We start from the raw sequence: 10502 nt of genomic DNA, 5'->3' as shown, positions 1-10502 counted from the left end.
TTTGGACCTGCTGGACCGGGCGGGCCTTCTTTTCCTTTTGGACCTGCTGGACCGGGTGGGCCTTCTTTTCCTTTTGGACCTGCTGGGCCGGGTGGGCCTGCCGGGCCGGGTGGGCCTTCTTTGCCCCTTTTCCCTCTTGATCCAGGTGGACCAGGACAATTGCAATGACCATCACAATTACATGACATATATTCACCTCTTTTGCTTAAAAATCCTACATTCTCTCAACATTCTATGCGGATATACTCCAGAGGAAAGTAAAATAACACGTTTTCCATGCCCAAATTTAAACATTAGTCTAATTATCTATGAATATTAAATGATATGCCTAACACCGATTCGTCAAAAGGAATATATCCTAACAGTATAACTAGTTGAAAGGAGGAAGCTAAGCATGTCGTCTTCTTTTTATAAGAAAGATGAGTGTAAGACCTTCTGTATTTGTGAAACACTCGAGAAAATAAAACTAGCACAAGAAGAGGCAAAAGAAGCAAAAAAATCAGCTCTTCATCATTGTTTAAAAGATTTAGACGAAAACAGACTACTATACGATACAGTCCCGTTTATTCTTCAAACTCCATATGGACACCCATATTTTACTTGGGGTAATTTTGGTGACGATGATTGCTTTATCACTGTGTTTTTTAAAGTAGTAGACATTGATTGTGAAAATTGTTGTGCAAAATTACAATTACTAAAACCTAACAAACCCATTTACGATGATGACACAGGTTCGGTTGAATTAGATCAAATTTGCAAAGTTGATTATGTCACAGAAACGAAAGAATGTGTTTTTGTAGAGTTGAAGTGTTATAGTGCTATTAAATGCCTCGACCCTTCTTTTGTACAGGTCAACCCTAAGAAGAAAGACTGTTACTAAAATAGCAGTTTTTCTTTTGTGTGTTAAGTGCCCTCGTGATTTGCCGCTGTATCCTAAACGTTTGAATACCATCTAAAAACCGTTACCATTAATAAATTAACTTTACAAAGTTATGCTATAATATGAGTAATTTATAACAAAAGGTGGAAATAGGATGCAGCAAGGTCAAAGAGGTAGTTTTCAGTTAATGAAATCTCTTAATCGCTCAATTATTTTGAATAAAATACGAGTAGATGGTCCGATCTCTCGAGCAGACATCGCAAAAGAGACAACATTGACCCCTCCTACTGTTAGCAATATGGTAAAAGAACTACTCTCATCAAAAATGGTGGTTGAAATTCGCCAAGGAGAGTCTAGTGGTGGACGTAAGCCTACACTCCTTACAATTAATTCAGAGGGTTCCTATCTTATAGGTCTCGATATTGGGCCAAAATACTTGCGATGTATATCAACTGATTTGATGGGGAATATTCTCTCTTCCTCGATTGAGCCGATCCCCTTCCCGATTACAAATGAACGGTTATTAGAAGTGGTCAAACATCAGGTGGGAGTTATAATTGATTTTCATAAAGGAGATTCAAGAAAGTTAATAGGGATTGGAATTGGAATGCATGGTGTTGTGAATGTAAATTTGGGAGAAGCATTATACGCGCCTAGCCTTCAGTTACGTAATATCCCTTTAAAGAAAGAATTAGAAGCCACCTTCAATACAATCGTTTTTGTTGAAAATGATGCAAGGGTCATGGCACTTGGTGAAATGTGGTTTGGTAATGGAACAACATCTAATCACTCGATTACCATTAATATTGGAAGAGGGATTGGTGCAGGGATTATTATAAACGGAAAATTATTCCATGGTGAACATTTTATAGCTGGTGAGATTGGCCATATGACCATTGATATTAGTGGGGGAAAATGCAGCTGTGGAAATTACGGCTGTCTTGAATCTGTAGCTGCCGGACCTGCAATTGCTGAAAGGGTAAAACGGGAGTTATCACTGGGGAAGAAAAGCATAATCACAGATTTAATAAATAATGACCTTGATCGAATTGATGGTCGCCTTGTATTTGAAGCCGCCCAAAAGGGGGATCAACTTTGTGAAGAAATTCTTCAACAAACTGGTCGTTATTTGGGAATTGGTTTAACTAATTTGATTCATATTATCAACCCTCAGCAAATTGTACTTGCAGGTGGAGTCTCAAAAGCTGGTGATTTCATCATAAATAGTCTAATTGAGACCATTGAACAACGAGTACTAACACTTGATGCTAAAAAGACTGAAATTCGAGTGTCTAAATTTGAAGATTATGCAACGGCAATTGGAGCCATTACCTTAATTCTCGAACATCTTTTTTCGCCTTCTTCAACTATTGGATCATAAGAAAAGCACAAGCGCCTGTACAGCCCCGACAGGCTAGGCGCTGGAGCTAGACACTAAGAAAAGCGTAAGCGCCTTGGTCAGCCCCGACAGGCATAAGGCGAAGCACGTAGGAAATCTTGTTTTCCGTAGTGATTTGACTTATGACCCCGAGGGGCTAGGCGCTGGAGCTAGACACAAATCTGAGTACGAAATTTTTAATACTTTCTTATCTTTTAAAAAAACCCCAAAAGGACCAGGTTGTCTTTTTGGGGTCTTGTTATTAAATAGAAATAATCGCCATCGTACATCTAGAAACACAAATTAACTGTTCTTTTTCATCGACGATTTTAATATCCCATACCATCGTCTTTCTTCCTTTATGAAGCGGAGTAGCGACCGCTTTAACAATACCTTCTTTTTTTGCTTTTATATGATTTGCATTGATTTCAAGCCCTACACAATATTCTTTTTCCTTATCCAACAAATGATATGTTCCTACACTAGCAACCGTTTCTGCAAGTGCTACAGAAGCACCACCATGTAAGACTCCAAACGGTTGTCGTGTTCGGTCATCAACAGGCATTGTAGCAATTGCTTTTTCTTCTGATAACTCAATGATTTTTATGTCTAAGGTTTCCATTAATGTGTTCGTAAAATTTAGTTGATTTCCCACTAAGATGCCTCCATAAATCTATATTTATTCTAAGAATAGCACTCCAATATATACAGCTTTTAAGTCATTTCACTTGGTGAAAAATAAGAAGGATGTGATAGCATCAATTTTATCACGACAATTGGAGGAATGAAACGAATGAATGGACGAGAAGGATTAATCCCTACAGTCTTAGGTACAGCTGTTACCGCTACTGGTTTTATGCTTAAGCAAAATCGAAAAATTGACCCTATGATTTCAAACACTATTTTCGGCTTCGGCCTCGCTCATATCGTTTTAGGTGCAATTGATCTTGTAGAACACCGCCGGTAAGAAATGCGTAAGGCATCAAATAGGACTGTCTCTAGGTGCCTGGCACCAGTATTGAGACAGTCCCTTTAGTGATGCATTTCTTCTCCACTAAGTTTTAACCTCATTTTTTGTTTATACTTCAAATATTTCCAGAATACAAAGCACGCTAAACCGACTGTCACAATGGTAAAAAACAGCACCTGATAATCTGAATCCATCAGCATATACACTTTATCCCCAAGTAGTCTTCCAAGTGTAAAATAAATGGTTGTCCATATGAATATAGTCGTATATGAAATTGTAGCAAATTTAAAAAATTTAAGGCCACTTATACCAAATAATAACGGAACCATTGTTCTAAGCCCTGGTAGGAAATAGCTCATGACAAGCGAAAAAGTTCTATACTTATTTATAAGTAACATCGATTTTTCTATATATTTTTTTGAGCGCTTTCTCTTTGAAAGGAGACTTATAACGGGCTTTCCAGCTATTCGTCCAAACACATAACTGGTTGTATTTGCCGCAAGTAACCCTAAATATGTACAACCAAAAAGATAAGAAGAATCAAGAAATTCTTCTGAACCTGCATACCCTACCGACATTGTTATGATTTCATTTGGGATTGGTATTCCCAATACCCCAATCCATAACCACAAAAACAGACCGAAATAACCATATTGTTCAATTTGGTTGATAATGGCCTCAAGTTCCATTTTACCCCTACTTTCTCATTGGAAATAATGACGAGGTTTTATCTTAAAATATATTTCTAATTATATAATGATATATCCAAAATTCATACTTTTAACACCTCTAAAATGTATATAGGTACTCAAGTTAAGCTTAAGACATATATTAGTGAATAAGAAAGGAGAGATTTCGTTGTACGACCAATTTTATACAAGTCAGAGCCCAACCGTTCCCTATTATTATTGGCATAGACATTCTTACTTTCCACCTTCTAATTCAAACAGACCCTATCCTCCAGTTGATACAACCATGTTTCAAAAATCAGCACAAGCTTCCCAAAAGCTCATTGAAGAAAGTGGTCTGATCTTCAAAAGAATTTCAAGCTCTGAAGAATATGCGAAGGAAATAATGTCAGCAGCACAGCAATCTAACTCTAATGAAGTAAAAAGGTTAATTCAATCTGTAGGAGTTACATCTCCATTAACCATCTCATTTACGCCTGATGGAATCAAGATTGTTCTATCTGCAAGCACTGAACAAATTGAATGTTGTAAGTTATCATTATCCTTAAAGTGGTCTTAAAGCGAAGAGTATTTTATGAGGAAATGTTAAAGAAAGACGCTGTCTCGAAAGTGTAGCCCCATAATAAGTGACCTTAACTGAGAGACAGCTTATAATTCTACTTTTTCAAGCCTTTTTGATCATATCCACCCTGTTTATCTACAGTCTTATTTTTTCGATAGGTAGCTGCTGTAAGGTTGTTATTCATAGCAGCCTCTTCATTTAATTTTTCGTCTTTTGCCATTTCAAACTCCTTTATTAAGCATTATCGTTTTCATCTATTTTTTGCTTTAAATTATTGTTGTTTCCATATCGAAGATCATATCCTTCATCAAATAAACTGACATGCAATATATCTTCCTTTGCACCACGTTTACTTGCTGCTTTTACTTCATCAAGTTCCGTACTTCGTTTGTTAAACATACCGGCACCTTCAATTCTTTTATATAATGTCTGGATTTTCAGTTAGGTATTTATTTTCGCCAGTTGCGAAATTAACATTACGCAAATCCATTTCTGGATCTAATTGATTTACATGTTCTTCTTGAGTTAATTGTTCTATTAATGAATTTTCTACTTTTTTATCATTGTACATGTAAAGTAAACCTCCTCTTACTATTATTTATTCCATAATTTTTTACTTTCATGCTACTAAAAAAAGACAAAAAAAAAGACACTTTTTTATAAATGTCCTTTTTATTATCAAGTTTTTACATTTCTCGAACCCAGTGGGTTATCTTATTCGTTGTAAGACTAGCTGTATCTTCATCTAATACCTTAACAAGAGAGCGATGTACTCGATCCCTTATTACAGCTGTCTCTTCCTCATATTGGATAATTGTTGACCACTGAATGGATGGAATCGCTACTAATGTATATTCTTCCTTTTTATTTTCATAAATAAAAACACTTTCTGTTGTTTCATTTATCATTGCTTTTCTAATTTTCAACATTAATCACCTTCAAATCTTTTGTACCTTTATTATATAACAAAAAGTAGACAAGTTCTAATGGTCAGGACTTTATTCTGATCGTTCATCAAACACTTTTTTCACGAAGGTATATTTTATGGTTGCTACCGTCCCAACCCCATATAACGCATACCGAATCCCTTCTAGTAATACATCATAGTTAAATGTTTCATGTTTCAACATTGCAAAAGCTATACCAAGGATCACACCAGTCAGTGGTATATAGCGGTTTGAAATGCCTGTTGCTTGTCTTATTGCAAATAACAAAACAGCAAGAGCGACATACGCCGTGTATTCAATTCCAAGTAATTGTTCCAAGACTCATTCCTCCTCTTTTATTATATATATTCTTTAGAGAGAGAATATAACTTGGCTTTTTTGTTATCCAAAAAGCAATATAGGTTGACATTGGCGCAGAATCTATATTATTATTTTTGTTAACCAATATCTTTAGGAGGTTTACATAAATATGACGACGGTTAAAAAAACACAATTTCGAACAATCGATTTAACACTAGCTGGGATGTTTGTCGCTTTAATGGCCATTGGAGCAAATATTACTTCCTGGGCTCCCTTTTTACAGGTAGCAAATGTACCTTTATCCATGCAGCCATTCTTTGCTATTTTGGCTGGCTTATTGTTGGGGAGTCGATTAGGAGCTTTATCTATGACAGTGTATATGTTTGTAGGGTTGGCTGGAGCACCTGTATTTGCTGAATTTTCTGGTGGACTAGGTGTATTAATTGGAAGCACTGGTGGATTTATTTTATCTTATATTCCTACTGCCTATATTGTCGGTAAGATTATTGAATCAAGCAGAAAACCAACTACGACACTGTTTGTGACAGCATCATTTGTTGGAATTATCATGATTTATCTTATAGGTACAAACTATATGTTCCTCTCATTAAACCTGTGGTTAAACATTGATATGAGCTATGGTGCAGCATGGCTTGTTATGCTGTGGTTTGCAGTAAAGGACATAATTTTCACCGCATTTGGCGCGTTCATTGCCCCAAGAATCTACCATGCGACCAAGAAAGTTACGAGTTCGAATAATAAGTCCGTCGCATGAAACGAGACTGAATTCACACATTTTAAAAGAGCCTCCATTATTATGGAAGCTCTTTTAAAATCTTATTTAGTTGAAGTATAACATTCAACAAAGGTTGCTAATGTGCGAACCATAACTCCGGTTCCACCAGGAGTACCTAAATCGTAATCTGAGGTTGTTGTAGCAGTACCAGCAATATCAAGATGTACCCATGGTGTGTCTTCTGCAAACTCTCCAATAAAAGTCCCTGCAAATATTGCATGACCATCTCGTCCTGGAGAATTATTTAAGTCTGCCACCCTACTTTTACGAACTCTTTCTTTATGCTTTTCAGTGATCGGCAGCCTCCAGATCATTTCACCCGCTTCATTGGATGCTTCAAGTATTTGTTCAAATAATTCTTCATTGTTTGTCATAGCACCAGTTATGTCATTACCCAGCGCTACTATCACCCCACCTGTTAATGTCGCAACATCTACTAAAACCTTTGCTCCATGATGCTTAGCATAGGTTACTCCATCAGCTAAGGCTAACCTTCCTTCAGCATCCGTATTTAAAATTTCGATTGTTTTACCATTTAAAGACGTGATCACATCATCAGGTTTGAAGGCATCTCCACTAATCATATTATCTGTAGATGGAATGACCGCAACAACATTTTGTTCAGGCTTAAGCTCACCAATGACTTCCATTGCTCCTAGTACTGAAGCAGCTCCACCCATATCAGCTTTCATCCCTACGATTCCATCCTTTGGTTTGATTGAATAACCACCTGTATCGAAAGTGATTCCTTTTCCAACTAAGCCTATGACATCTTCCCATGAATCTTTACCTTGGTATTTTAATACAATCATCTTTGGAGGTTCTGCAGATCCCTTATTAACTGCCAACAAGGCACCCATTCCTAGCTTTTCCATCTCTTCTTTATCTAAAATCTCTGCCTCAAAATCATACTTTTTCGCCAGTTCAAGCGCGTGATTCGCTAAGTCTGTTGCAGTTAACATATTTCCCGGCAGATTGACTAATGTTCTAGCAGTATTTGTCCCTTTTCCAAATGCAACACCGACTTCTATACTTGCTTCAACTTCTTTAATCACTTCATTTGTCAGTACAGCTATTTTATTTATTCTATGCTCAGGGATGTTTGATTTTTGCTTGTAATCTGCAAAACAATAGGTAGACAATGTTACTGCCTCTCCAAGTGCATGTGCACAATCTAAGCTATCAAGATTTTCAGTTACTAATGTATCAAGTAACACTGAGAACTGTTCAATTTTTGATGAATGAATCAATTTTGTCGCTTTGCCAAGGGATTCACAAAGCCCTTCAAATGTTAGTTCTGTTTCTTTCCCAAGACCAATAAAAATTAAACGTTTTATGTTCAAGTTTCCTAAAGTATGTATTTTCGTAATTGTTTTTTTTCTTGCAGAAAGATCCCCAGCCTCTAATAACTTAGAAATCTGACCATTTAATTGTGAATCCAGTTCACCTATTATTCCTTCAAGCTTTTTGCTTTTTTCAAAAAGCCCAATAATTAATGCCTCATCATTACGAGAAAAGTCAAATCCATTTTCAACTATAAACAATGATTCCACCTCCAGTTTTATATCTACATTATATAAGAATAAGTAATTTATTTCGAGTTTCTAAGTTCTATTTTCCATGATAAAGGGTAAAGTTACACATATGGTGATGTCAAACCCCGAACAATAACCTAGACAACATATTATGTTATAATACTAACCATAATATTTGAAAACTAGATGGATAACGATTTATTTATTGTAAAACATTCACATCCATACATTAGTCAAAATGAAAGGAAGTATTGCAATGGATCTACTAACAAACTTTCCGTTATGGGCAGCACTCGCGGCAATTGGATTTGCTCAGTTTGTAAAAGTCCCCATTCAATTTATCGCATTTAGAAAATTGGATTGGTCTTTAATTACAAGTACTGGCGGAATGCCAAGCTCCCACTCTGCCGCGGTTACTGCCTTATGCACCGGAATTGCAATAGAAGAGGGTCTAGGTTCACCGTTTTTTGCAATTGCAACAGTATTTGCTATTATTGTTATGTTTGATGCAACAGGAGTAAGACGTCATGCAGGAGAACAAGCTACTGTTCTTAATAGGCTTGTCATCGACTTTAACCGTTTCATGGAAGAAGCTAAAATGTGGCCAAAGCTAGATGAAAAAGAAAAACAAAAAGAATTAAAAGAATTATTAGGTCATCAACCCATCGAAGTTTTCTTTGGTGCAATTACTGGTATCTTACTTACGCTATTCCTTCACTTTTTGTTTGCTTTATAATCTATTACTAATTATTACTTGTTATTTGTAAATAGATAATTGAACAAAATAAAACTGACCAAGCAGTGGTAATTCTTCACTCGGTCAGTTTTTTATTTTAGCTTTTTGAACCTATATATTGTTGTCTAAATACTTGCATTGATTCATTATTATTTAAATTGGCTAATTCCTGCTCAGTTAATTTGCCATTGCCTTTTTCTACAACATAAACATCAAGTGTCTTTTTACCCCATTGATTGTAAACATCATCAACAGTTTCGTAATAAAGATCAACCTTATTGCCCTTAATTGCACCACCTTTATCAGCCACGACTCCAAATCCATATCCCGGAATCCAAAGAATCGTTCCGATAGGGAATACATTTAAATCTGCAGCAACAGTGGAATATAAGTCCCTTTTTACTTTCACACCAGAATAGGTAATACCGTAACCAGGATGATTCGGTGACTTGCCTGTTGATTCAACTCCAGCTGTATAACCAGTTGCTGTTACGGTTTCTTTTGGATATTTTGTCCAATCATAGATATCCTCAATAGTAAGATTGTTTTTTACCTCATCACTTGATGAAATTAATGTTTTTTCTACACTAGCAACATTTAAGACTTTGGTGGAAAGATTAATATGTTTACTTGTGTTATCTTTCACCCTTTGTGTGCTTTCGGCACCGTATTTATAATCATTAATCCAATCAGATAAATCCATCGCGTTTACATTTGAAATTGATTGAAATGTTGTAAGTAATGCTACAACAAATAAAAATGACATGATACTTCTTCTAATTATTGTATTTATCATATTCATTTTTCACTCCTCTCACGAATCTATTAATTTCCTAATTGATAGAAAATTATTCGTGAAAAGGTAAAAAAATTTTTGCGGTTGTTGAACTGAGAGGTTGATTTGCACTCCAGGTGTGTGCTTTCCAATCAACGAAAACGTACAATTTTCTACAAAAAAAAAAGACTTTCACCATAGTTAGTGAAAATCTTGGTAACTAGTAATATTTGGAAATCTTAAAACATTTGATACCCTTTGGATCTAAGTAATCTAATTACAAGTCCGGAAGTGATTGCACCTAGTAAACCACTAATCAATATAGTGATATCAGCTATAGCAAGAGAAACAATCTTATCTCCTAATAATGCAAATGATGAGGATGGTTCTCTAAAATAATCAATAAACCTTACGTCTTGAATGATAAATATTGATACTATAGGATAGATGATGGCCATAATCCATGTCATACGTAATAACATATTTAGAAGGAATCCGATTCCAAAAAATAAGACAAAAAATAAAACAATTGAAATTAATAAGACGGGTAAACTCATAGGCATGACTCTTCACCTCCTGTACACACATTCATAGTGTACTAAAATGTCCTTGAATGAGTCAATTTATATTAAAGGTAAATATAACTTTTCATTTATTTTTTCCTGTTCCCAAGCAAGATGAACAAGTCTCGGATCCACCAAGAAGTAATTGAAAATAGCCGTTTCCATTACAATAAGGACAGTCATTTTTTATTGGTTGTTGACTATACATGATTATCTCTCCTTAAATCTTAATTTTCAGATAATTATAACAGTTTTTTTTATTGTTGAAAAGATAATAATTGTGAGAGTATATTAAAAAACGCCTTAATTACTACGAACCTTCCTTACATATACTAAGTTGTGTTATCTTAGGAAGAAGGCTTAATTAATGG

The 10502-nt window shown here is 35.5% G+C and carries 18 protein-coding genes; 6 read left to right on the top strand and 12 right to left on the bottom strand.

Translation table 11 applies throughout. The features are described from left to right. Positions 1-188 (bottom strand): hypothetical protein (locus BLQ56_RS19440; RefSeq protein ID WP_175490393.1); only part of this gene is annotated, 188 nt, incomplete at its 3' end. 206 nt (positions 189-394) lie between these two features. Between BLQ56_RS19440 and BLQ56_RS19435 the strand changes: the two genes are divergently transcribed. Both BLQ56_RS19435 and BLQ56_RS19430 read left to right on the top strand, forming a co-directional pair. Continuing rightward, positions 395-880, top strand: coding sequence for a CotY/CotZ family spore coat protein (locus BLQ56_RS19435; protein WP_090858432.1), 486 nt, complete (start codon positions 395-397; stop codon positions 878-880). A 154-nt stretch (positions 881-1034) separates the two neighbouring features. Next, complete coding sequence (locus tag BLQ56_RS19430) at positions 1035-2261, top strand: ROK family transcriptional regulator (protein ID WP_090858429.1); 1227 nt, start codon at positions 1035-1037, stop codon at positions 2259-2261. A gap of 259 nt (positions 2262-2520) precedes the next feature. Here BLQ56_RS19430 and BLQ56_RS19425 read toward each other — a convergent pair whose 3' ends face one another. Next, positions 2521-2880 (bottom strand): hotdog fold thioesterase, encoded by a 360-nt coding sequence (locus tag BLQ56_RS19425; protein ID WP_090858458.1) that lies wholly within the window; start codon positions 2878-2880, stop codon positions 2521-2523. 171 nt (positions 2881-3051) lie between these two features. Between BLQ56_RS19425 and BLQ56_RS19420 the strand changes: the two genes are divergently transcribed. After that, complete coding sequence (locus tag BLQ56_RS19420) at positions 3052-3225, top strand: asparagine synthase (protein WP_090858426.1); 174 nt, start codon at positions 3052-3054, stop codon at positions 3223-3225. Positions 3226-3290: 65 nt separating this feature from the next. Here the strand turns inward: BLQ56_RS19420 and BLQ56_RS19415 are convergent, their stop codons facing one another. Beyond that, positions 3291-3917 (bottom strand): DedA family protein, encoded by a 627-nt coding sequence (locus BLQ56_RS19415; protein ID WP_090858424.1) that lies wholly within the window; start codon positions 3915-3917, stop codon positions 3291-3293. 169 nt (positions 3918-4086) lie between these two features. Between BLQ56_RS19415 and BLQ56_RS19410 the strand changes: the two genes are divergently transcribed. Further along, positions 4087-4476, top strand: coding sequence for a YuzC family spore coat inner layer protein (locus BLQ56_RS19410; protein ID WP_090858421.1), 390 nt, complete (start codon positions 4087-4089; stop codon positions 4474-4476). 97 nt (positions 4477-4573) lie between these two features. Here the strand turns inward: BLQ56_RS19410 and BLQ56_RS24150 are convergent, their stop codons facing one another. From BLQ56_RS24150 to BLQ56_RS19400, 5 genes are all read right to left on the bottom strand, one after another. Beyond that, positions 4574-4699 carry a hypothetical protein gene (locus BLQ56_RS24150; protein WP_274380251.1) on the bottom strand — a complete coding sequence of 42 codons (126 nt, stop codon included), beginning with the start codon at positions 4697-4699 and terminating at the stop codon, positions 4574-4576. Between the two features lie 14 nt (positions 4700-4713). Beyond that, entirely contained in the window at positions 4714-4878 is a 165-nt protein-coding gene (locus tag BLQ56_RS23690; RefSeq protein WP_175490392.1) for a hypothetical protein, read from the bottom strand. A 19-nt stretch (positions 4879-4897) separates the two neighbouring features. After that, positions 4898-5050, bottom strand: a complete 153-nt coding sequence (locus BLQ56_RS23685) for a hypothetical protein (protein ID WP_175490391.1) — start codon at positions 5048-5050, stop codon at positions 4898-4900. A 115-nt stretch (positions 5051-5165) separates the two neighbouring features. Next, positions 5166-5408 carry a YueH family protein gene (locus tag BLQ56_RS19405; protein WP_420798184.1) on the bottom strand — a complete coding sequence of 81 codons (243 nt, stop codon included), beginning with the start codon at positions 5406-5408 and terminating at the stop codon, positions 5166-5168. 69 nt (positions 5409-5477) lie between these two features. Continuing rightward, complete coding sequence (locus BLQ56_RS19400; protein WP_090858414.1) at positions 5478-5744, bottom strand: hypothetical protein; 267 nt, start codon at positions 5742-5744, stop codon at positions 5478-5480. 151 nt (positions 5745-5895) lie between these two features. Between BLQ56_RS19400 and BLQ56_RS19395 the strand changes: the two genes are divergently transcribed. Then, positions 5896-6501 carry a biotin transporter BioY gene (locus BLQ56_RS19395; RefSeq protein ID WP_090858411.1) on the top strand — a complete coding sequence of 202 codons (606 nt, stop codon included), beginning with the start codon at positions 5896-5898 and terminating at the stop codon, positions 6499-6501. A 62-nt stretch (positions 6502-6563) separates the two neighbouring features. Here BLQ56_RS19395 and BLQ56_RS19390 read toward each other — a convergent pair whose 3' ends face one another. Next, positions 6564-8066, bottom strand: a complete 1503-nt coding sequence (locus BLQ56_RS19390; RefSeq protein WP_090858408.1) for a leucyl aminopeptidase — start codon at positions 8064-8066, stop codon at positions 6564-6566. A 247-nt stretch (positions 8067-8313) separates the two neighbouring features. On the opposite strand from BLQ56_RS19390, the gene BLQ56_RS19385 reads away from it, so the two are divergent. Further along, a complete protein-coding gene (locus tag BLQ56_RS19385) occupies positions 8314-8793 on the top strand; it encodes a divergent PAP2 family protein (RefSeq protein ID WP_090858405.1) in 480 nt (159 codons plus the stop codon). A 97-nt stretch (positions 8794-8890) separates the two neighbouring features. Here the strand turns inward: BLQ56_RS19385 and BLQ56_RS19380 are convergent, their stop codons facing one another. From BLQ56_RS19380 to BLQ56_RS23680, 3 genes are all read right to left on the bottom strand, one after another. Then, positions 8891-9595: a 3D domain-containing protein gene (locus tag BLQ56_RS19380; RefSeq protein WP_090858402.1), complete on the bottom strand. Its 705-nt coding sequence runs from the start codon at positions 9593-9595 to the stop codon at positions 8891-8893. Between the two features lie 212 nt (positions 9596-9807). Continuing rightward, complete coding sequence (locus tag BLQ56_RS19375; RefSeq protein WP_090858399.1) at positions 9808-10131, bottom strand: YuiB family protein; 324 nt, start codon at positions 10129-10131, stop codon at positions 9808-9810. A gap of 85 nt (positions 10132-10216) precedes the next feature. Next, positions 10217-10339 (bottom strand): YuiA family protein, encoded by a 123-nt coding sequence (locus tag BLQ56_RS23680; RefSeq protein WP_175490389.1) that lies wholly within the window; start codon positions 10337-10339, stop codon positions 10217-10219. Positions 10340-10502 lie beyond the last annotated feature (163 nt).

Source organism: Litchfieldia salsa, from assembly GCF_900104555.1.
GTDB lineage: Bacteria > Bacillota > Bacilli > Bacillales > Bacillaceae_L > Litchfieldia > Litchfieldia salsa.
The sequence above is the reverse complement of the archived record's forward strand: the minus strand, read 5'-3'. Positions and strand labels throughout refer to the sequence as shown.